Here is a 22,367-nt window from a genome sequence, read left to right as displayed (position 1 = left end):
GGTGATTGGCAATCTAAAGTAGCAACGAATGGTGAATGGCCTCCATTTACCATTCGTTTTTGCTTATAGCCTTACCCATCTTCACATCATAAACAGCCAGGTTCATACGGGCAGGGCCTGTTAACACTTCCCCCGTATACGAGAACCGGGATCCGTGACAGGGACAGTCCCATGTTTTTTCTGCTCCATTCCATTGCACCGTACACTTAATATGCGTACAGCCAGGATCAATAGCATATATTTTGCCGCGCTCATCTTTATAAATACCCATTTTCTTTCCTTCAAATTCCACAATTCGCCCTTCTTCCAAAGCAATATCCGCCAGCGAGGGCAACTTCTCTTCCGGAAACAACCCACCTACCAGTTTGCCCACCACATCAGCCGCTTCTTTTACAAAATTGGCAAATCCGGCTACCGGTTTGATCCGGTTAGGATCCAGCAATTCTTCCAGCGGGCTTGCTCCATTTACCAGCAGATCGCGGAACAATATAGCAGCCAGCGTACCATAGATCATACCATTACCCCCGAAGCCAGTAGCTACATAAATATTCCCCGGATGCCCCGGCAAATGACCAATATAAGGAAGCCCGTCTGTAGGCTCATAATACTGCGAAGACCATTTATAACTTACGGCTGATACTTCAAAGAAGGTCCGTATATGACTTTCCAACCGCCGGAAACAGGCCTCCGTATTGTCCTCATGCCCTGTTTTATGATCCTCCCCACCTACTATCAGGTAAGGTTTTCCATCGACCTCCTGCGTGCGGTAATAATGATAAGGATCATTCATATCATAAGCTACAGCATCAGGATAATCCCCGTTCTTTAATTGAACCGCCATCGCGTAACTCCGGTAAGGAGCACAACGGAAGTGCAGCAGGTTCACACCGGGTGGAATATGCGTAGCATAGATCAACTGCCGGCACTTGATATTCCCTTTGGTGGTAACCACTTCAATCGTCTCGTTATCCGCTGCATGCAACATGCGGCAGTTTTGCAACAATACCCCGCCCGCATCTTCAAAGGCCCTTGCCAGGCCATACAGGTATTGCAAAGGATGAAACTGTGCCTGGCCTTCAAACAGCGCAATCTTATCATAAGGAATAGGCAACACCGAATTGTTGGTATAATCCACCTGCACCCCCACTTTTTGAGATGCAGTGATGATCTCATCCAATTCCTTACTTTGCTTTTCGTCTGTTGAGAAAAGATAACCGGGTAATTCCCTGAAAAGGCAATGTATATTATACTCCTCAATTTGCTGTTTGATAAGCCCGATGGCCTGTTGCGCGCCCGCTGCTATGAGAGCAGCATCGTCCGTAGAAAATTTTTGTTGGATCTGCGCATAGGAGCTGTCCATGAAAGTATTCAGGTGCGCAGTAGTGCCGCCCGTAGTACCAAAGCCAATATTATTTCCCTCTACCAAAACACACCGCTTACCAGCCTTCTGTAATAATAATGCTGTACTGACTCCTGTAATCCCTCCGCCAACGATCACTACATCCTGTACCCCTACAGGAATATAACTGGCCCGGGCCTTGTAACCGGGCACGGAGGATTGCCATAGGCTTTGACAGGCTCCATCTCTTTGCATACTCTTTTTATTTTAACTGTATAAACTTAATGCCACAAAAAAGGACGGCCTCCCGGCCGTCCTTACCTAAACTTCAATAGCTACTGAAGTTTGGTTCTGCAAGTTTCCAATTGCTGCTGATGTATCTTTAAAATAGGCAGCGCCTTATTGACCAGTTCTTTCGTTCCTTTATCCTTCAGGGCGCCAGCGGCTGTTTCATACCGGCTGATAATAGCAGCATTCCAGGTAACCATTTTCTCAACCCATTGCCGGTTAAAATCAGTCCCGTTCAGCTTCTCGAGTTCTTCCCGCCTGCCGTCCGTAAATTTTCGGGTAGTGTCACCAGCACCATGGTGGGGCAATTTTTGAAAGTCACGGTACAATTGCTGGTGCTCCTGCAATATATTCTGGGCGATTGTTTTTACTTCAGGCTTGGTAGTCTTCCGGATAGCCAGGTTAGCCAGCGCAATTGTTTCTTCGGCCGATTGCAGGGCATTGGCTTCAAACTGCGCTTCATCCTGTAAAGTGTGCGTTTCCACCAGTTGTTGCGGAAACCTGGTACTGGGGTCTACATGCTCTGCCACCATCTGTGAGTCTGCCGGTGTTTCCTTTTCCTGTACAGCACTTCCTCCACAGGACACCAGCCCTGTTGCGGTCAGCAACATTCCCATCCAAAAGAAAAACTTCATATTCATATTTTATAATAATAGCACTCAGGGAAGTATCTCATCCAGTATAAATGGTATCTGCTGCACATAATCCTGGTTATAATCCCAACCACTACCGGGTATCTTGAACAGCTGCCACACATGGCTTTGTAATTTTACCAGCGTAAACATATAACGCCGGTTCGGAGCAAATATCTCGTAGACCAGGTAGCCCGCCGTATGGTCTGCGTGGTAGCCAAAATGAATATGCCTGCCATTATCCTCCGATTCATCAAACCACTTGATCTCCTTCTTCCCCCAGTCAAAAAAATAGAGGTGCTCTATTTTCTTGCCAACTATAGCCGCCAGGTTGGAAAAACCAACATCCTGCTCCACCCATTCCCCGCTTTCAACATCAGCAAAGAAGATATTCTCATACCCATCTTCAAACTCCACATGAAACATGCAATGAATGGGATGTACCAGTTCAGTTAACTTAACGCCCAGTGCTTGTCCATCAACCTGCAGATGTATGGCATGTTCCATATAAAACTATGTTCATAGTGAATAATAGATCAATATTCCCGGTCGTAACTCCGCCCCAGGGGCTAACAGCTAAAACCTAAAAGCGACTACCAACCTACCTGTCCTTCACCGTTTCCTGGCAGCCTTCTTCCGTGTACCCTTCTTTTTGGCGCCTCCCTTCTTCGCTGCTTTTTTCTTTGGCGCCGCCTTCTTCTTAGGAGCTGCTTTCTTACGCGTAGTACTTTTCTTGGCCCCTTTCTTCTTCGCAGGCACTTTTGCTCCTTTCTCCCGCGCCTCCGACAATCCTATGGCAATCGCCTGCGCCCTGCTTTTCACCTTGCCGCCCTTACCACCCTTACCCGACTTCAAAGTGCCCTTCTTCTTCCGGTGCATGGCACTCTTAACCGATTTCTGCGCACCTTTTGAATACCTGGCCATATAGCATCATTTTAATTGATAAGTATTGTTTCAGTATAACAGGGGCCATTTACCGGCAAAACCCGCCTGGCTCCTTTAATAAAATGAATAAACAAGATCCCCCCTTCCAGACTGGCAGTAACCCTGTCTATATCTTCCGGCAACAGGAAACATCGGGTAAATGATTCAACACAAAACTCCTTCTTATAAAAGTGCTGTACTTCTTCATAATGCTCAGGCACACAAGAGGCTGTTCCCCGGATAATAAGCATATCGTTTTCTATCAGCAATTCCAGGTCGCTTTTTTTATATCCCGGCAAAGCCAGTTCCATCATATACTCCGAAGCTGTTTCTGCTATATTAATGGCCAGCCTGGCATAGGACCTTGTTTCTACATGTAATTCCTCCTGCAGGTGATCCAGATCGGAGAAACAACCATAAAATGTTCGCAGCGTGTCATGATCAGCTTCTTTTATGATAGTACCTGTTTTCATATCCGCAAGCATTAGTAAGGATGTTATTAAATTCTTATGCCAGGCAGTATGCCTGCTATGTTGAGTTACTGCCATCATTCCCCATCAAAACGATCGCTATCGAGTAACTCCTTCTACAAATCAACACATTCCCCCTCCAATCACTTCATTGGTATTGTTTTTTTAAACCATTAACTATCTGTAAACTATTAAATTGATGGTTATGCAAACAAATGAAGACCTGATCGAAGTGCTAAACGACCTGATCCGCATCAACAATGATCGCATTGAAGGTTATGAAAAAGCAATCACCGAAACAAAGGATATAGACGTTGACCTGAAGACCCTCTTCCGCCGCATGGCCGATCAAAGCCGGGCCAATAAAGCAGAACTCGTACAGGAAGTGCAAAAGAAAGGAGGAGGCGCCGATACCAATAGCACCACCAATTCCGGCAAGATCTACCGCGCCTGGATGAGCGTGAAAGCTACTTTCGCCGGAAAGGACCGCAAATCTGTATTGGCAGCTTGTGAATTTGGTGAAGATGCTGCCCAGAAAGCTTACCAGGAAGCATTGGAATCCGATGCTACTATGGATGTGGATATCCGTCAGTTGATCGTAAAGCAAAAATCTTCCCTGAAAGAATCACATGACCTTATTAAAAGACATCGTGATATGCAGGTAGCAAACAAATAACCGGTAACCTATTTCTTTAATAAACAAACAATACATGAAAGTTTTAATCAATAAATTAGCCATCGCCTGCCTGGTAATAGGCAGCATGACAATGGCCTGCCAGGATGAAACCAAACCAGAAGAAAGCAAAGAAGTAGCAGAAGATAAGAACGACGCCAAGTTCAAGACCGATTCCTCTGAAGATAAAGCAGCATTTGTAGTGGATGCTGTATCAGGAAATTATGCAGAGATCAAACTGGCACAGCTGGCCATACAGAAATCAACAGATAAAGACATTAAAGCCATCGCCAAATCACTGGAAGCAGATCATACCGCAGCATTAGAGGAATTAAAAACCCTCGCCACCAGCAAAGCGATCAGCATTCCGACCGAAGAACCCGATGGAACAAAAGAACAACTGAAAGACCTGAGTGATGATAAGCCCGCAGATTTCGACAAAGCATGGGTAAAAGCATTGATGGACAAACACGAAAAGACCATCAGCAGTTATGAAAAGGAACTCAACGATACTAAAGATGAGGACCTGAAAGCCTGGCTCAACAAAGTGTTACCCATCATCCGCACCCATCACGATAAGCTAATGGCTTATAACTCAAAGGTTAAGAAATAGTTTTTTCATAAGGCACATTGGACTTTACAAGGGCTGGTTTCTACCGGCCTTTTTTTATTCCCCACCCTCTCCGGCTCTTTCCTACTGACAAGCCCCCTAACCATCCCAATCAGTTGTTGACTTTTTTACCCTATAAACTCCTCAAATCAGATGGCAATAAATTTTGATATAGAATTTCAAAAAGAATCATGTCCGATATACAATCCGTGGAATTACCCTATTTAAAGAGCTTATCCCACTGTCTCGACAAAATAAAAACAGGCGGCTATACAGAGAATTTCAAAGTCGTCAATAATGAGCTGTTTTCGGTACACAGAAAACAGGTATACCAACCCACAGAGATCAAAGTGATGAATACATTCCGCTTCGAACGGCTTTCTGATCCCGGAGAAAAGGTAGTTATGTATATCATTGAAACCTGCGATGGCCTCAAAGGAACAATGGTGGAACCCTATAACAGGTACAAAGACCCTGGAGTAGAAGCCTTTATAGTAGCTGTAAACAACCTCGGTAGTAAGCTAAATAAAAAATGAGGTTGATTAAAACCAACCTCATTAGAGTTATGCAACGTATACTTTAGGTTCTTCTGATCAATCCCAGGAGTAATGATATGATGGCCAGAATGATAAGGATATGGATCAGTCCCGAGGCGCTGTATACAAAAAATCCAAGTATCCAGCCGATAACCAGTATCACAGCAATAAGATATAATATGCTTCTCATGTTATAATGTTTAGGGAAACTATAAAAATATTACGCCGCTTATTCCACATCGCTCATTGCCCCATTCTGTAGATGCTTTTCCCCAAGCGAAGCATTCTTTTTACGGCACACTTATTTCTCCCTATCGCCATATGTGGTCCTCTTTACGTTCATTTTTCAAGGTCCTGAAGAAAGCAGCACTGGCTTTCATCGAAGACAATGCATTCAAACTAAGCGCATCCCTGTCTTATTATACCATCTTCTCCATGGGCCCCATTCTCATCATTGTTATTTCCCTGGTAGGTATATTTTATGGCCGGGAAGCCGTACAGGGAAGGGTATACGGGCAGGTAAAAGGATTTATTGGCAGCGACGCTGCCATCCAGCTACAGGCAATCATTAAGAATATTGAACAGTCCCAGTTTAAGACCACCGGCATCATTATAGGCGTGGTCATGTTGTTATTTGGGGCCAGCGGTGTATTCACCGAGATACAGGATTCCGTCAACCGGATCTGGTCTGTAAAAGCCAAACCCAAAAAAGGATGGTTGAAATTTCTTACCAACAGGCTCCTGTCCTTTTCCCTGGTTGTAGGCCTGGGCTTTATTATGCTGGTATCCTTATTGATAAGCACCCTCACAGATGCCCTGAGCAAACAACTCGAAAGGTTTTTCCCCGAGAACATTATCATCGTTTTTTATATTCTCAACCTGCTGATCGTATTAGTGGTCATTACTACCTTATTCGCCATCATTTTCAAAGTATTACCCGATGCTATTATTCAGTGGCGTGATGTGATCAAAGGATCCCTGTTTACAGCCCTGCTCTTTATGGGCGGCAAATTCCTGATCAGCTTTTACATCAGCAGGTCCAATGTAGGAGTTACTTTCGGCACAGCCGCTACCATTGTTGTCATTTTATTGTGGGTATACTATTCTTCCGTGATCTTGTATTTCGGAGCAGAATTTACCAAATGCTACGCCGTAGAAGTAGGCAGTGGCATCAAGCCAAAGGAAACAGCCGTATTTGTGGTAAAGCAGGAAGCACGGGAAATTCCCGCCTCTTACCTCGATACATAAATATCAATATACTATGGATCTCCGGTCAGACAAACCATACGCGTTATTACGACATGGCTTGGGCCATGTCTATCCATCTTTACGGAAAAATGTAAAAGCCGATGTCGCCATTATCGGTGCTGGAATTACCGGCGCCCTCGTTGGCTGGCACCTTATGCAAAAAGGCATACAGGCCATCGTAATAGACCGGCGCCATGCCGGTATGGGCAGCACCGCCGCCAGCACCTCCCTGTTGCAATATGAAATAGACACTCCACTGCACAAGCTCATCGAGCTGGTAGGAGAGAAAAATGCCGTACTTAGTTACCTCCTGTGCAGGCAGGCCATCTACGATCTCCATGAAATATGTAAACAGCTGCCCGATAAACCAGCTTTCGCTTTAAGGCCCAGCTTCCAGTTTGCCAGCTACAACAATGATGTAAAAGAACTCGAACGCGAATACTTCCTGCGCAAAAGAGCGGGCTTCAACCTGCAGCTATTGTCCGTCGATGATATCATAAGGCTTTTTGGTTTCAACAAACCAGCCGGCCTCCTTTCCGCCGACGGCGGCATTGTAGAAGCCTACGAGCTCACCCACGCCCTGCTCAAACATGGTCAGGAGAAAGGAATGCTGGTATATGACAATACACTTGTAACCGGTATCGATTATGAACAGAAAGGCGTAGTACTCCAAACAGAGTGGGGATTTAAAGTAGAAGCAAAACAACTCGTCATTGCCTGCGGCTATGAATCACATCAATACCTGCCCAAAAAGATAGAAAAACTCCACTCTACCTATTCTATCATCAGCGAACCCATGTTTATCAATGAATGCTGGCACCAGAATGCATTGATCTGGGAAACCGCCAATCCCTATTTATACATGCGACCCACTACAGATCAACGCATATTGGTAGGCGGCAAAGACGATGCATTTTATAACCCCGCAAAACGCGACGCCAGCCTGCCCCGCAAAACAAAACAACTGGAACATTCCTTTAGCAGACTCTTTCCTGATATTCCATTCCGTACAGACTTTGCCTGGGCTGGTACCTTTGCCAGTACCAAAGATGGATTGCCTTATATTGGTAGCATTCCTGAAAGACCTCATACCTGGTTTGCACTGGGGTTTGGAGGCAATGGAATCACCTTTAGCCTCATTGCGGCACAGATCATAAGCGATTTATTATCAGGGAAAAACAATGCCAACAGCAAGCTATTTGGCTTCAACAGACCAGCGGGTGGGGTGGCATAACTTTGGTAACCATACCTGCAAAAGAAGGTTATGAAAAATCTAAGTCGCCCCGCTTTTATATTGGCCATGATCGGTACAGCCCTTATACTGATCGGTCTTGTAGCCATGCCCCATTATGAGCTAGGGACCTATGTTATGTATGCAGGATTTTTACTGGCCGGCATCTTTTGGATATGGGCTATCCTGGATGTGATTTCAGCAAATGACCTGAAGTATTACCAGAAAATGTTCTGGCTCATCGTAGTCGTTTCCGTACCCGTAATGGGAGGATTATTATTTTACATCCTCCACCAACACGCCAACAAGATCGTCACGTAAACGCTCTTTTGTCCACGTAAACGTTCTTTTGTCAATGTAAACGTTCTTTTGTCCACGTAAACTCTCTTTTGTCATTTCGAACGCAGCGAAGCGGAGTGAGAAATCCGCTATCGCACCAAAAACACAAACCAAAAGTCTCGAAGCAAGAGACTGCCGATTGCCGATTGCCGACTGCCGATTATCGATCTCAATACCCCAAGTTCTTAAGACAGCCTTTCAGGTTATTCCCTTCCTTGAGCACCATATAAAAGATATCTCCCAGCTTCTTTACCCGCTTTTCTATATTGTAGATAGTGAACTGCGAAGGATGCAACCCATGCTTCATTTCTTTCCACAACAAGGGTGTGGATACCGAAGCATCTTCCACAGGTCGCAGGCTATACGCAGAAGCCAGCGTTTGCCCCTGTGAATTTTGCAGGTAATCAACATATATTTTGTTGCCGCGTTTACGCAAGTTCCTTTCCAGCGAAGTAAGGTCAGGCAATTGTTCCTGCACCAGCGTAGCTACAATATGCGCAAACTCCCTGGCTACTTCATAAGTGTAACGGGCATTCAGGGGCACATACACATGGATACCCGTAGCGCCGGAGGTTTTACAGTAGCTCACCGCCCCTGCCCTGTTCAGGACTTCCTGCACCGCCTGCGCTACCGTCACCACCTGGTCAAAGGTATTCTTGTCAGAGGGATCAATATCGATCATCAGGTAAGTAGGTTTATCCGGTGTGCGGGTGGTAGAATTCCAGGGATTCATTTCAATACATCCCAGGTTGGCCAGGTAGATCAGCGTGGCTTTGTCATTACACACAATATAATTGACCATCTTTTTGGAGGATTCAGCATACTGATCAAAGGACTTTATCCAGGAAGGCCCCTCCTCCGCTGCATCTTTGTGATAAAACCCTTTGTCAAGGATCCCGTTGGGATTCCGCTTCAAAGACAGGGGACGATTTTTCAGGTAAGGCAATATATGATCTGCCATCGTATTATAATAAGCGATCACATCCCCCTTGGTGATCTTTTCCCGGGGAAAATATATTTTAGAAAGATTCGTAAGCTTCAGTGAACGCCGGTTGATCGTCACCACGCTTTCCTTAGCTGTTTGTTCTTTTACTGCCATATCATTATAATTTATGCTTATGCTGCCTCTCTGCCTGGTTGCCCCGTTGCCTTGTTGCCTTTTAAGAAGCTTTCCGCTTCTTCGTATCCAGGCTCGCCTTCAATTGCGACATCAGGTCTTTGGCCCTCGAATGCACCACCTTCATATGAGGCGTAGCGATCTTCTTACCTTTACCTTTCGCCTTTATGAGTTTCATCAGTTTATCCGAATACGTATCCTTATAAGCCGAAATATCGAACTTCTCCGTAAGCTGATCGATGAGCGATAAAGCCATTTTAAGTTCCCCGGGCTTACTCGTAAGTTTCGGGATCGTCAATTCACTCGTTGCCCGTATCTCCTCCTCAAAGCGGATCTTCTGCACTACCAGGATATCTTCAGCCGCACGGATCACACAGAGACTTTCTTTACTACGCAATACAAAACTGCCCAAGCCCACTTTACCTGCCTTATGCAGCGCACTCCATAATAAGGCATAGGCCCGGGCGCCTGATTTATCCGGTTCAATATAATAAGGTGTTTCATACAACATGGGATCGATGGCTGCTTCTTCCACGAAAGCCATAATGTCAATACTCTTCGTTTTCTCCGGCATAGCCTTTTGAAAATCCTCGTCCGTCAGCACCACATAATGCCCATTCAGGTTATAACCTTTCACGATATTGGCCCAGGACACTACCTTGCCTGTCTTTTCATTGATCCGTTGGAATTTGATATTCGCATGGTCCTTCTTGTCCAGCATATCCAGGTCAAGATCACTTTCCTGTATAGAGCTGTATAGTTTGATGGGTATATTCACCAGCCCAAAGCCGATGGACCCGCTCCAGATTGCACGCATAACAAATGATTTTATAATTCCTGTATAAAAATGTTGCCGCCCCCCTGCTATACCCTGCCAGCCATGAGCAACCGATCACATCACTATTCCCCTAATATGATGATTTACTGTAGATAAGGCTACACAGACCATGCCATTCCGTTCCCCCATTCCACAATTAATCTACAGTTTGATCATAAGGAATGCTAATTGATAATTCAAATCTTATCATGCAGGCTCTGAACAATGCATGCACATATAATTAGAAACCATGATTGAAAACACAGCAAAACTGAACACAATGAAAAATGCTACCGGTAGTTTTAGAAAACTATTCCTCCTGGCAGCCCTTACAGGCTCTTTAACAGCAGCCATGGCTCAGGAACAACAAACAACATCAGAAACCAGCCTACAGCCTAAATTCGGCATCAGAGGGGGCGTAAACCTCAGCAACCTATATGTGGATGATGTTAAAGATGAGAACATGAAGGTAGGGCTCAACGTAGGCGTATTTGCCAAGTTCCCCATCACCAAAGGTTTCTCTATCCAACCTGAGTTAGCCTATAGCAGCAAAGGCGCCAAGCTTACCTATGACAACATTTTAGGAGATGGCGAATACCGCTTCAACCTGAATTATGTTGAACTGCCCGTTTTAGCGGTCTTCAACCTGGGTAAAAATTTCAACATCCATGCAGGTCCTTATGCCGCCCTGCTTACTTCAGCCAATATCAAAAGGCTGGACCACGAAACCGGAGATGTTGATAATATCAAGGACCTGGACACCGACAACTTCAAGCGTTTCGACTTTGGCCTCGTGGGTGGTATTGGATTTGACATCGAGAACTTCACCCTGGGTGCCCGGTACAACTACGGCTTGAATGAAATTGGCGATGGCGGACTTGCAGGAGAAGCTACAAAGAATTCAAAGAACAGCGCCTTCACTTTTTACATTGGCATAGGATTCTAACAGCACAAAAGGATCCTTTCGAAAAAGGCCGGAAAGCAATGCTATCCGGCCATTATTTTCTACTAACTACTAAATGCTAAACGTGACAATAAAAGTGGTCCCGCTCCCCACTGCAGAATGTACATCTACTTCTGCCCGGTGCGCCTGCAGTATATTCAGCGTGGCAGCCAGGCCTAGCCCCAGGCCATTCCTTTTAGAGGTAAAATAAGGTTCAAATAGCCTCTGCAGGTTATCTTCCGTGATGCCCGTTCCATTATCTGTAATACGCACTTCACAGGTCTGATGATGTTGCACCATGGCCACTACCAGCTTGCCTTCCTCCTCCTCCATGGCTTCCACCGCATTAATGATGATATTGAGAAACGCTATCTTAAGCTTGTCTTTATCGGCCGGTATATATACGATATTATCCGGATAGCGTATCTGTAACTTGATATTCTTAAGCACGATCCTATCCATTGCAGCAGTAATACTTTCATCCAGGATATCCTGCAAAGAAGTTTGTTGTAGCATCATTTCCGTAGGCCGGGCTGTATCCAGCAGCTCGGAAATAATGGCCCCGATACGTTTTGCATTGCGTTGAATGATACCAAAATAATTTGTCTGTGCTTCCGTAATATCATTCACCCGCAGGTGATCCAGCGACAGGTGGATATTGGTAAGCGGATTCCTGATCTCATGCGCCAGTGTACGCGCCAGCCGTCCTGTGGCAGCCAGTTTCTCCGCCATCAATACAGACTTTTCTGCCTTACGCAAACCAGTAATATCATGCAAAATGCCCTGCACATATTTGGTCTTGTCAGGGCGTTCAATAATAGTAGCAGAAAATATGCAGGTACGCTCTTCCCGGTTCTTATTGAGCAGGTCGATTTCCACATCATCTACTTCGCCTGTTTGCAACAATTCCTTCAACCGGCTGGCATCCTGCTCTTCCAGCATCAGGTTGTAGAATGTCATGTGCGACAATTCTTCTGCTGTATAACCCAGCAAGCCTGCCGTGGCGGCATTCACCGTAAAGAATTGCAGGTTCGTATCCGCCAGGAAAATGGCGTCTTTGGAACGTTCGAAAATATTGCGGTATTTAAGTTCATTGTCACGCAGTGCTTTTAAGGAACGCGCCTTTTCCAGCGAATAACGTATACACCGTTCCATCTTCTCCGTGGTAAGTTCAGACTTGATCAGGTAATCTGCCGCCCCTACCCGCATCGCCTCGATATCCACCGTTTGATTGCCCTTACCCGTCAGTAATATCATGGGCGCTTCACATTCCCGCTCTACTGCTTCCCGCAACAGGTCAAGACCCGTTTTGGCACCCAGGAAATAATCTATAAAATACAGGTCATAACGCCTATGGCAAATATGGTCTAATGCTTCCTGGTATTTAAAACACCAGTCTACTTTGAAATTACCACCATTAATGTCCTTAATAATGCTGTTGGTAATATAAAAATCGTCTTCGTCATCGTCTACAATTAGGATACGTGATGGTTCTGTGGTGATAAACATAGGGAATAGTTTAAGGAGCTTGTGTTTCAGGCAGTATGATAGAGAAAGTAGAACCATGCCCCGGTGTGCTGGCAGCCATGATCAGGCCATTATGATTATCTGTGATCTTTCGGCATATGGCCAACCCCATGCCCGACCCCGGGTATTCGGCTTTACCATGCAATCGCTGGAAAAGCTGGAATATCTTTTCAGAATAAGTTTCTTCAAACCCTATTCCGTTATCCGTTACTATGATCCGGTAATACAGGTTGCCATTACGCAATTTCAGCTTGTCCTTTTCTGTTTTGGTAAGTTTTTCACTTTTGATCGTGATCTTAGGGAGCACTTCCTTGCGGCGGAACTTGATCGCATTACTCACCAGGTTATTAAAAAGCTGCCGCATTTGCGAGGTTACCATTTCCACCTCCGGCAGGTCAAGTACCTCTACTTCGGCCCTACCGTCTTCCACCTCCAGGTCCTGGTCATTCAAAGCGTCCTGTACCACCTCCTGCAGGTTCTTTCGTTCAAAAGAATGCTGCAATCGCGTAACCCGCGAAAACTCCAGCAGGTTATCGATCAATATCCGCATGTTCTCAGCCGAAGCCATCATGCGGTTCAGGTACAGGATCCCTTCATCTTTTAATTGTTCAGCGCACTTATTTTTCAACCGTTCCCCAAAAGTAGTCAGCTTACGCAAGGGCTCCTGCAGGTCGTGCGAAGCCACATAGGCAAATTCCTCCAGGTCATGGTTCGAACGGTTCAGTTCCTGTACTTTTATTTCCAGTTCCTGTTCATATTCTTTCAGGCGTGTCACATCCCTTACTGTGCCCAGCACTTTTGCAGCTATTCCCTGCTGATCTTTCAACACTTTTCCAAATACCTCCACAGCTTTCACCGTACCATCTCTGGTAATAAGAGTAGAGGAGCGCACATAGGTCTCACCCGTAGTAATTACTTCATTGATGGCGTTATTGGCTTTTTTCACCTCTTCCGGCTGCATGTGTAGGCGGTAGAACTCATATAGGTCAATGGAATCCTTTCTGTCATACGGGCCATAGCCCAGCAACTGGTACATTCCATCCGACCAGGTCATTTTATTAGTCTCCAGTTCCAACTCCCAGTTGCCCACATTCAGGAATTCTTCCTTCTGCCCTACAATACGTTTGTAATGCATCAGGTCATGCAGCATTTTCGTTTTCTCTGTTACATCCCGGTTGATCGCCACCCCTTTGATCACTTCTCCGTTTTTGTCCAGCACAAATTTCATTTTGATATTGATGATCCGTTGCTGCTTTTGATGCGTGGTAATGCGATACGTATATTCAAAAGGTGTTTTTGTAGCAATGGCATTACTACGGATATGCCTCAATTCTTCGGCATCAGAGGGGTGCACATGACTAAGGTAAAATTCATCGGATAATACCGGGGCTCCATCCTGCTCATAGCCCATTATCCGGTACATACCCTCCGACCAGGATACTTTATCAGTTGCCACATCCCATTGCCAGGTACCAAATTGCAACAACTCCTCTGTATCATTGAACAGCTCCCTGAGCTTGTTTATATGGCTGGTTTCTTCAAGGGTCATGGTATTGGTTTAGCGATTATTCAGTTCCTGGTACAGCTTGATCTTATTGTACAACGTTTTCCTGTCGATATTCAGTAGCCGGGCAGCTTTACTTTTATTGAAATTCGTTTCTTTCAGTGCTTTCAGGATCATTTCATATTCAAGGTCGATCGAAGCCTCCTTGAGGCTGTTCTCATTAAAAGGCTTTTTCACAGGAGCCGTAGCAATGGTATCCCGGATGGGAACTACCGCTGTAGGTGCCTCAGCAGGCCCTTCATTATTGTGTTCAAACAACAATTTCCGGTAATTACTGATCTCAAATGGCAGACTACGGTCTTCCACATAATCACCATCCGTAAGCAGGGCCGCCCTTTTTACCACATTTTTCAACTCACGCAGGTTACCATGCCACACATAGTTTTTGAATATCTCCTCCACTTCCGGAGAAAAGCCCCTGATCTTCTTATTAAGCCCTTCATTGGCTTTATGCAGGAAGTGACGGGCAAATACCATGATATCCTCTTTACGCTGCCGCAAAGGCGGGACTTCAATCGTAAATTCATTGAACCTGTGGAAAAGGTCTTCCCGGAATTTACCCTTCTGGGCAGCATCCCACAACCGCTCATTGCTGGCTATCAGGATACGTACATCCAGCGAAATATCTTTTACCCCACCTACCCGGCGCATCTTTCTTTCCTGGATCACCCGCAGCAGCGACACCTGTATTTCGTACGAAAGATTGGCAATCTCATCCAGGAAGATCGTACCCCCATTGGCCAGTTCAAAGCTGCCGGCCTTCTGGTTAATAGCTCCTGTAAATGCCCCTTTTTCATGACCAAACAGTTCACTACCCGCCAACTCCTTGGAAAGTGCCCCGCAGTCGATCGCTACAAAAGGGTAACTGCTGCGCTTGCTGCGCTTGTGGATCTCCTGCGCAATCGCTTCCTTGCCACTGCCACTCTCTCCATAGATGATCACACTATAGTCAGTAGGTCCTACCAGAATGATCTGGTCCATGATCTGCTGAAATACAGCACTCGTTCCAAATATATAATCGCCATTGGCCGTAAAGGCCTTCTTCTTGTCTCCATGGTCATCCAGGTGCGAAGCACCATTCGAACTATGCACTGGCTGCGCCACTACCGGGGCAGCATTCAAAGCAGATTGTATTGTGTTCAATATCTCCTCCGGGAACAGGGGTTTCGTCACATAATCATAAGCCCCCATTTTCATTACATCCACAGCCGTCTTCAGGTCATTATACCCCGTAATGATAATCACCGGCAGCGATGGATATTTTTCCTTGATCTTCAGCAGCATCGTTTTACCATCTACCCCTTCCAACCTGTAATCACACAACACAAGGTCAAAATCTGTGATCTGCTCCAATAATTCCAGGGCCTTTTTGGCAGTGTATGATTCATGTGTTTCGTAACCATGCTTGGTAAGGAACTTATTCATTAAGAAGCAAATGTCACGATCATCATCAATCACTAATATTTTAGGCATATAATTGGGTTTACGTGGTGTAAGTATGGTATTTAATCAGGTTTATTAAATTGGTTTCTTGTTTTTTAATGCCCTATCGCCATAAGGCCCTCATCTGTGCTGTGGGGATCCTTAACAACTCCCTGTACTTGGCCACCGTTCTCCGGGCGATCTTATATCCCTTCCGGGCCAGTACTACCACCAACTGGTGATCTGTGAAAGGTGTTTTCTTATCTTCTGCCGCAATGGCTTCTTCCAATGCAAATTGGATAATGCGGTTGCTGATTACTTCCCCTTCCACATTCGGCATACCTTCAGAGAACAGATCCTTCAACAGGATATTTCCAAAAGGTGTAGCTGCATATTTATTACTCGTAATACGTGATACCGTCGAAATATCCACCCCTATCTCCTGGGCAATATTTTTCAGGATCATGGGTTTTAACAACAGGTGATCGCCTTCCTTGAAAAAGTCATATTGCCACTTTACGATCGTCTTCATGATCTTCAGCATAGTACTTTCCCGTTGCTGAATAGCTGATACAAACCATTCTGCAGCCTGTAGCTTGCTCTTCATATACTGTTCAGCCGCCTTGTCTTTTTTCGCACACTGACTTTTAACAGTTTCCATCCACGCATGGTTAATATGCAGTGATGCAGAACGTTGCCTTGCCAGCGCCACCTCGATATTATCTCCTTCTACGGTAATGATGAAATCAGGAATAATATAATTCTTCGCCACCGGCTCTTCCAGCCGCACATTGATCGGCTGCAGTTGCAAAGAAGCTACCAGCTCCAATACGATCCTGAACTCATCTTCGTCCAGCCGCAGGCTTTCCCGCACTTTTTCCAGCTGGCGGTTTTTAAGGTCCGTATAGTGATCCTTTATCAATTTCAGCGCCGCTGCCACATCAGGTTGCGCAGTATTCATCCGTTCCAGCTGCAACAATAAGCATTCCCGTATATCGCGGGCGCCTACACCGGGTGGATCCAGGCTCTGGATCGTCTTCAATACTCCTTCCAGCGCAGGGCCTTCTATCCATTCACCGAACTTGAACGACATATCCTCTGCCAGCGTAGAAAGACTCTGCTCCAGCATGCCGCTTTCATTCAGGGAATCAATAATATAACAGGCCCTGGTAAAGTCCTGCTCACCCAATAAAAGCAGCCGGCATTGCTCTTTCAGCTGCTGGCGGAAATCGGCCATTTGCACCAGGGGCCTTTCCGGAATATCCTCGCCGGAAAAGTAGTTGGCATACTCTACTTTGTAATCCGGAATATCATCGTACCCAAACTCTTCCCAATCGGCAAAGTCCTGTACAACCTCCTTCTCATCTTTTGATAAATTCTCATCATTCTTCGTCTCCTCCAACAAGGGATTCTCTTCAATTTCCTGTTCAATACGATGCTCCAGTTCCAGCGTATTCAGGTGAAACAAATTCAACAGTTGAATCTGCTGAGGAAGTATCCTCACCTGCTGTTTTTGTGTTAGATGTTGATGGATCATGTGAAAAGATTGTATGCTCTATACTACAAGCCTTACTCCAAAAAAGAATTTTTCACACAAAAAATGCGTAAATGCCGTATTTTACTGTCTCATAGCCCATTTTACCCTTTAACAACCCTTCCGGCAGCCTTGCCTAACTGTAGAACAATTTACACAATTTGGGGAATTACGTCTATGAAATTCAGGTTCCAATACATCTATGCACTATTCATATTATCCTTTGGTATCTTGACCGTTTTGTCTGTTCTGTTTTACAAAAGGTTAATGGATTCCACGCAGGCTTCCAATGAAGTTGAGCACAACTACGAGACCATGCTCCTCCTTGGGCAGGTAGACTCTTACCTGAAAGACGCCATCAACAGTGAACAGGGATTTATACTTACCGGCGATAGCAGTCTCCTTACGCCTGGTCTTTCCAATGCAGCGAAGATCCCGGGTCTGCTGGACAGCATCCGGCATTTTTCAGGCGCCGCCCACAACCAGCTCACCAACCTGGCAAGGCTGCGGGGACTGGTAGCCGACCGGATAAGGCAGGTGAAAGACAATATCTCCAAGGCTACTCATAATATGGACGAAGAGAACCTCCGTCGCCGCCTGTTGGAAGGTAAAGTAGTGATGGCCGATTACCGGCAGCTGTACGATAAAATGCAATCCATGGAGATCCGTGAGAAAATGGAGCCGGATGCCCGCAAGAAAATGGGTCAGCGCAATACCCCCAACCTCCTCTACGCCACTTTCATCTTTGCCGCTGCCTGTTTGATCATCTCCTTTTTCTTCATTCTGCGGGAGCTTAGAAAGAGGCTGGAGTTTCAGCAGCAACTACAGCAACAGGTGGGCATCCTTAACCGGGCCAATGCCGAACTGGAGCAACTCACCAATATCGCCTCCCATCATCTGCAGGAACCCCTGCGGAAAATACAAACCTTCTCCAACCAGGTCATTACACGCTACCGGGAATTACCGGAAGAAGTAAATCTGCTGCTGGGAAAAATGGATATGGCTGCCAAACATATGCACGGCCTCACGCGGGATATGGTAAAATATTCCAGCCTCATCAATACCCAGGAAACCCTCATGCAGGTAGACCTCAATTATGTATTGATGAAGGTGGCAGAAAACCTTGATGAAAAGCTCACCATTAAACAGGCCCAACTCATCATTACCAATACCCTTCCCGTTATCAAAGGCATCCCTTCACAACTGGCCATCCTGTTTGAACAACTGATTGATAATTCTATCAAATTCTCCCGCAAGGAAGTGCCACCCGTGATCACCATCGCCAATGAAGCTATATCCGGCAGCAAGATCACCAACAAAATACTTACCGTATTGGGAGGCTCCCGGTATTACAAGATCAGCATTGCCGATAATGGTATGGGCTTCGATAATAAATACGTTGATAAAATGTTTTACCTCTTCCAGAAGCTGGAAACGCAACCAACTATTCAAAGCAAGGGCATTGGCCTGCCCATGGTGCAGCGCATTATGATCAATCATGGCGGCAACATCACAGCCATGGGCGTTGCAGGCGAAGGAGCTGTCTTCCACTTGTATTTTCCAATTCCCAATATCTGATCACCACCATCAGCCACCCACCACCTCTCCGCCATTCACATGGATCACCTGCCCTGTAATATAGGAAGCATCCGCTGAGGCGAGAAACACATAAGCAGGTGCCACCTCATAGGGAAAACCAGCCCGCTTCATAGGGGTTTGCTTTCCAAATTGCCGGATATGCGCCTGATCAAAAGTATCAAAGATCAGGGGTGTCCAAATGGGGCCGGGCGCTACTGCATTTACCCGGATGCCATCCTGCGCCAGGTTTTTGGCCAGTGAGCGCGTAAAGGATACAATAGCTCCTTTGGTAGCGGAATAGTCCACCAGGTGCTCGCTGCCCCGGTAAGCAACTACCGAAGCCGTATTGATGATACACCCGTCCGGATCGATCAACTTCAACGCTTCCTGCGTGCAATAATAGAAAGAGAACATGTTCACTTCAAAAGTGCGGTGGAACTGTTCGCTGGTCACATCCATAAAGTCATCATCAGGCTCCTGCGTTCCTGCATTATTGACCAGTATGGATAGTTTATCAAACCTGTTGTATACTTGCTGTACTACTTTACGACAAAATGACTCGCTGGCAATATCACCTTTATAAGTTGCACAGACCCTGCCTTCTGCTTCAACCAATGCCTTTGTTTCTTTGGCATCTTTATCGCTTTGATGGTATACGATGGCTACATCTGCGCCTTCTTTGGCAAACAATACAGCCACTGACCGTCCAATACCGCTGTCACCACCTGTGATCATAGCTACTTTATTGGCCAGTTTACCGGCAGGTTGATAGCCAGGGCGCACAACTACTTCCTGTTTATTCAGGCTTTTCTTCTTCTTTTTTAATTTGGATGCAGCAGCCTTTGCCATAAAATGCTTTTCCTGGCAAACATGAAAATCTTATACCCCTGCGTACTTACCTGTCCGGTAACCTGTTGCCGGTTATTTTACCCGCTTGATCAACACAGCAGCTATTCAATGTAGATCAAAATCCCCATGCATTCAATGGTATAAGTGTTGCCCATCCCTTCCCAACAACCCATTTAACTTTCTTTCCAATGGATACATTTACCTGGGGTATTATCGGGCCTGGCAATATAGCTACAGAGTTTGCCCACGACCTCGATCAAATTAAAAGTGCCAGGCACCGCATTGGTGCCGTATTGTCCCATAGTTTGGAAAAAGCAGCGGCATTTGCAGAGAAAGAAGACGCCCCCAGGTATTTCGAAGATATCGGGGATTTTGTGAAGCAGGCCGGGGTGGATGCCGTATACATTGCCACACCGCACCCGTTGCACCATCAAGAAACCTTGCGCTGCCTGCAACATAAGTTACCCGTGCTTTGTGAAAAGCCATTGGCCATGAATAGCAGAGAAGTCAATGAAATGGTCGATGCTGCCACTAAAAACCAAACCTTTTTAATGGAGGGCATGTGGATCCGTTTTCTCCCCAGCATTGGGAAAGTATTATCCCTGTTAGAAAGCAAGGCCATCGGCAAGATCATCTCCCTGAAAGCCGACATGAGCTATAAAGCTCCCCATGACCCGGAGAGCCGCTACTTCAACCCATCGCTGGGTGGTGGTTCCCTGCTCGACCTGGGTATCTATCCCGTCTTTCTGACACACCTCCTGTTGGGTAAACCAACTATGATAAAAGCCACGGCCCGGTTATCAGATCAGCACATAGATGAATCCTGTGCAGCGGTATTCAGTTATGGCAACCAGGGTTACGCCCTCATCGAATCATCACTGGTTACCCAAACCGAACGAACAGCTACCATTTATGGTGAAACGGGCCGCATTCACATTGCTACCCCCTGGAATGAAAGACCAGACAGGATCACGGTCACCATTTATGATGGTTCTCAAATAGAATATCCCTGCGAATGGGAAGGCCATGGATTGCAATATGAAGCAGAAGAAGTATACCATTGTATAAAGCAGGGCAAATTATACAGCGATAAGCTTTGCCACCAGTTCAGTCTCGACCTGATGGCTACCCTGGATGCTATCCGGCGGCAAACACATATCACCTATCCGGCAGATAAAAAATAAAATAAGCATATGAACAACCCTACCATGTTTCAGTTTTTCCATTGGGAATATCCCGATGATGGTAACCTTTGGAACCATTGCAAAGAACAGGCTGCCTGGCTGGCAAAACTGGGCATCACCCATGTATGGCTGCCACCCGCCTATAAATCGGCCCGCGGCACCTGGGAGCCGGGCTATGCAGTGTATGATCTTTTTGACCTGGGTGAATTTGACCAGCAGGCTACCGTGCGCACCAGGCATGGCACCAAACAACAATATATTGACTGCATAAATGCCCTTCACGAACATCAGCTGCAGGCCATTGCCGACATTGTACTTAACCACAAACACGGCGGGGATGAAACAGAGAAGATGGGAGCCCGTGAAGTAAATACCGAAAACCGAAAGGAAATGGCCGACCAGGTAGTGGAAATAGAAGCCCATACTAAATTTACCTTCCCCGGCAGAGGCGGTAAATATTCAAATTTTATATGGGACAAAGAATCATTTACCGGGGTAAGTGAAATGATAGATAACCGGGAAAGGATATTCCTCATCCAGCACAATATGGGTGATGGCTGGGACCAGATGCTGGACGATGAAATGGGAAATTTTGATTACCTCATGGGGGCCGATATTGATTTTAGAAATCCCTTTGTAAGAGAAGAAGTTAAGAAATGGGGCGCCTGGTATATCGAAACTACCAATATCGATGGCTTTCGGCTGGATGCAGTAAAACATATCAACTACCGCTTTTTCCAGGAATGGCTGCACTTCCTGAAAGATAAGTTCCAGAAGGATTTCTTTTGTGTAGCAGAATACTGGAGCAATAAAACAGAGGCAATCATCAATTATTGTAATGCCCTGGGCAAGCAATCACTAATGTATGATGTTCCGTTGCATTTTAACTTTTTTGATGCGGCACAGATTAAAAACAATTACGATCTTCGCAGTATCTTTGATAACACCGTGTTGAAAGAATTGCCTGAGAGCAGCTTCACATTTGTCGACAACCACGACAGTCAGCCCGGTCAATCATTAGAATCCTATGTTGATTTTTGGTTCCAGCCACTCGCTTATGCACTTATCCTTTTAAGAGTCAAGGGATTTCCCTGTGTTTTTTTCCCCCATCTGTATGGCGCTAAATACGAGGTACAGAAAGGTGAAGAGAAGATCCCCATTGAAATAGTACCAGTCCCAGCTTTGGAAAGCATGCTTTTGGTACGTCAATTGCTTTCCTATGGTGAAGAGTACGATTATTTCGATCATCCTAATACCGTAGGCTGGATAAGGAGAGGAACTGATGATAGAGAATTTTCCGGTTGTGCTGTATTACTAAGCAACGGAAGTGAAGGGAATAAGGTCATGGAGCTGGGAAATCGTTTCGCTCACAAAACTTTTACCGACATCACCGGTAATCGATCAGAAAAGCTCACAGCAGATGAGCATGGCAAAGTAGAATTCCTTGTCAACGGCGCTTCCGTTTCTGTTTGGATACTGGAGGAAGCTGCCGCTCTTATACAGCAGCACCTTAACCTTTAAGTTCTTTTTTGCTAATTGGAT

23 protein-coding genes are annotated in these 22,367 nt (G+C 45.7%); 10 read left to right on the top strand and 13 right to left on the bottom strand.

What is annotated here, in order from left to right:
• Positions 1-46: 46 nt before the first annotated feature.
• The 5 genes from D3H65_RS32310 to D3H65_RS32290 all read right to left on the bottom strand — a co-directional run bounded on the left by D3H65_RS32310 (position 47) and on the right by D3H65_RS32290 (position 3,656).
• Positions 47-1,594 (bottom strand): FAD-dependent oxidoreductase, encoded by a 1,548-nt coding sequence (locus tag D3H65_RS32310; protein ID WP_119054263.1) that lies wholly within the window; start codon positions 1,592-1,594, stop codon positions 47-49.
• A gap of 80 nt (positions 1,595-1,674) precedes the next feature.
• The gene (locus tag D3H65_RS32305; protein ID WP_162915920.1) at positions 1,675-2,262 is read right to left on the bottom strand and encodes a DUF4142 domain-containing protein; all 588 of its coding nucleotides are present in this window, start codon (positions 2,260-2,262) and stop codon (positions 1,675-1,677) included.
• Positions 2,263-2,286: 24 nt separating this feature from the next.
• Positions 2,287-2,766 (bottom strand): hypothetical protein, encoded by a 480-nt coding sequence (locus D3H65_RS32300; RefSeq protein ID WP_119054261.1) that lies wholly within the window; start codon positions 2,764-2,766, stop codon positions 2,287-2,289.
• A 105-nt stretch (positions 2,767-2,871) separates the two neighbouring features.
• A complete protein-coding gene (locus tag D3H65_RS32295; protein ID WP_119054260.1) occupies positions 2,872-3,183 on the bottom strand; it encodes a DUF6496 domain-containing protein in 312 nt (103 codons plus the stop codon).
• A gap of 11 nt (positions 3,184-3,194) precedes the next feature.
• On the bottom strand, positions 3,195-3,656 hold the full coding sequence (locus D3H65_RS32290) for an Hsp20/alpha crystallin family protein (protein ID WP_162915919.1): 462 nt from the start codon (positions 3,654-3,656) through the stop codon (positions 3,195-3,197).
• Between the two features lie 202 nt (positions 3,657-3,858).
• On the opposite strand from D3H65_RS32290, the gene D3H65_RS32285 reads away from it, so the two are divergent.
• The 3 genes from D3H65_RS32285 to D3H65_RS32275 all read left to right on the top strand — a co-directional run bounded on the left by D3H65_RS32285 (position 3,859) and on the right by D3H65_RS32275 (position 5,472).
• Positions 3,859-4,329 (top strand): ferritin-like domain-containing protein, encoded by a 471-nt coding sequence (locus D3H65_RS32285; protein ID WP_119054739.1) that lies wholly within the window; start codon positions 3,859-3,861, stop codon positions 4,327-4,329.
• A 34-nt stretch (positions 4,330-4,363) separates the two neighbouring features.
• A complete protein-coding gene (locus tag D3H65_RS32280) occupies positions 4,364-4,939 on the top strand; it encodes a DUF4142 domain-containing protein (protein ID WP_119054258.1) in 576 nt (191 codons plus the stop codon).
• A gap of 188 nt (positions 4,940-5,127) precedes the next feature.
• On the top strand, positions 5,128-5,472 hold the full coding sequence (locus tag D3H65_RS32275; protein WP_119054257.1) for a hypothetical protein: 345 nt from the start codon (positions 5,128-5,130) through the stop codon (positions 5,470-5,472).
• Positions 5,473-5,515: 43 nt separating this feature from the next.
• Here D3H65_RS32275 and D3H65_RS32270 read toward each other — a convergent pair whose 3' ends face one another.
• Positions 5,516-5,662, bottom strand: a complete 147-nt coding sequence (locus D3H65_RS32270) for a lmo0937 family membrane protein (RefSeq protein WP_119054256.1) — start codon at positions 5,660-5,662, stop codon at positions 5,516-5,518.
• Between the two features lie 131 nt (positions 5,663-5,793).
• Here D3H65_RS32270 and D3H65_RS32265 point away from each other — a divergent pair, with 131 nt between their 5' ends.
• Genes D3H65_RS32265 through D3H65_RS32255 form a run of 3 tightly spaced genes read left to right on the top strand, consistent with a single transcriptional unit; the run spans position 5,794 to position 8,272 of the window.
• The gene (locus D3H65_RS32265; RefSeq protein WP_119054738.1) at positions 5,794-6,720 is read left to right on the top strand and encodes a YihY/virulence factor BrkB family protein; all 927 of its coding nucleotides are present in this window, start codon (positions 5,794-5,796) and stop codon (positions 6,718-6,720) included.
• Between the two features lie 13 nt (positions 6,721-6,733).
• A complete protein-coding gene (locus D3H65_RS32260) occupies positions 6,734-7,954 on the top strand; it encodes an NAD(P)/FAD-dependent oxidoreductase (protein ID WP_119054255.1) in 1,221 nt (406 codons plus the stop codon).
• A 30-nt stretch (positions 7,955-7,984) separates the two neighbouring features.
• Complete coding sequence (locus D3H65_RS32255) at positions 7,985-8,272, top strand: PLDc N-terminal domain-containing protein (protein WP_119054254.1); 288 nt, start codon at positions 7,985-7,987, stop codon at positions 8,270-8,272.
• Positions 8,273-8,459: 187 nt separating this feature from the next.
• Here D3H65_RS32255 and ligD read toward each other — a convergent pair whose 3' ends face one another.
• Together ligD and ku are read right to left on the bottom strand one after the other, a co-directional pair.
• Positions 8,460-9,389: a non-homologous end-joining DNA ligase gene (gene ligD / locus D3H65_RS32250; RefSeq protein ID WP_119054253.1), complete on the bottom strand. Its 930-nt coding sequence runs from the start codon at positions 9,387-9,389 to the stop codon at positions 8,460-8,462.
• A gap of 61 nt (positions 9,390-9,450) precedes the next feature.
• Positions 9,451-10,224 (bottom strand): non-homologous end joining protein Ku, encoded by a 774-nt coding sequence (gene ku / locus D3H65_RS32245; RefSeq protein ID WP_119054252.1) that lies wholly within the window; start codon positions 10,222-10,224, stop codon positions 9,451-9,453.
• Between the two features lie 280 nt (positions 10,225-10,504).
• Here ku and D3H65_RS32240 point away from each other — a divergent pair, with 280 nt between their 5' ends.
• A complete protein-coding gene (locus D3H65_RS32240; RefSeq protein WP_162915918.1) occupies positions 10,505-11,170 on the top strand; it encodes a porin family protein in 666 nt (221 codons plus the stop codon).
• A gap of 69 nt (positions 11,171-11,239) precedes the next feature.
• On the opposite strand, the gene D3H65_RS32235 is transcribed toward D3H65_RS32240, so the two are convergent.
• The 4 genes from D3H65_RS32235 to rpoN form a co-directional block, all read right to left on the bottom strand.
• On the bottom strand, positions 11,240-12,676 hold the full coding sequence (locus D3H65_RS32235; protein ID WP_119054250.1) for a hybrid sensor histidine kinase/response regulator: 1,437 nt from the start codon (positions 12,674-12,676) through the stop codon (positions 11,240-11,242).
• A 10-nt stretch (positions 12,677-12,686) separates the two neighbouring features.
• Positions 12,687-14,243, bottom strand: coding sequence for a sensor histidine kinase (locus tag D3H65_RS32230; RefSeq protein WP_119054249.1), 1,557 nt, complete (start codon positions 14,241-14,243; stop codon positions 12,687-12,689).
• Positions 14,244-14,252: 9 nt separating this feature from the next.
• A complete protein-coding gene (locus D3H65_RS32225) occupies positions 14,253-15,731 on the bottom strand; it encodes a sigma-54-dependent transcriptional regulator (protein ID WP_119054248.1) in 1,479 nt (492 codons plus the stop codon).
• A gap of 73 nt (positions 15,732-15,804) precedes the next feature.
• On the bottom strand, positions 15,805-17,217 hold the full coding sequence (gene rpoN / locus D3H65_RS32220; RefSeq protein WP_119054247.1) for an RNA polymerase factor sigma-54: 1,413 nt from the start codon (positions 17,215-17,217) through the stop codon (positions 15,805-15,807).
• Between the two features lie 174 nt (positions 17,218-17,391).
• Between rpoN and D3H65_RS32215 the strand changes: the two genes are divergently transcribed.
• On the top strand, positions 17,392-18,792 hold the full coding sequence (locus tag D3H65_RS32215; protein WP_162915917.1) for a sensor histidine kinase: 1,401 nt from the start codon (positions 17,392-17,394) through the stop codon (positions 18,790-18,792).
• Between the two features lie 9 nt (positions 18,793-18,801).
• Here D3H65_RS32215 and D3H65_RS32210 read toward each other — a convergent pair whose 3' ends face one another.
• A complete protein-coding gene (locus D3H65_RS32210; RefSeq protein WP_119054245.1) occupies positions 18,802-19,641 on the bottom strand; it encodes a glucose 1-dehydrogenase in 840 nt (279 codons plus the stop codon).
• 188 nt (positions 19,642-19,829) lie between these two features.
• Here D3H65_RS32210 and D3H65_RS32205 point away from each other — a divergent pair, with 188 nt between their 5' ends.
• Together D3H65_RS32205 and D3H65_RS32200 are read left to right on the top strand one after the other, a co-directional pair.
• Entirely contained in the window at positions 19,830-20,825 is a 996-nt protein-coding gene (locus D3H65_RS32205; RefSeq protein WP_119054244.1) for a Gfo/Idh/MocA family protein, read from the top strand.
• A 9-nt stretch (positions 20,826-20,834) separates the two neighbouring features.
• Positions 20,835-22,346: an alpha-amylase gene (locus D3H65_RS32200; protein WP_119054243.1), complete on the top strand. Its 1,512-nt coding sequence runs from the start codon at positions 20,835-20,837 to the stop codon at positions 22,344-22,346.
• Positions 22,347-22,367 lie beyond the last annotated feature (21 nt).

This window comes from Paraflavitalea soli (assembly GCF_003555545.1).
GTDB lineage: Bacteria > Bacteroidota > Bacteroidia > Chitinophagales > Chitinophagaceae > Paraflavitalea > Paraflavitalea soli.
This window is presented reverse-complemented; position numbering and strand designations above follow the sequence as displayed.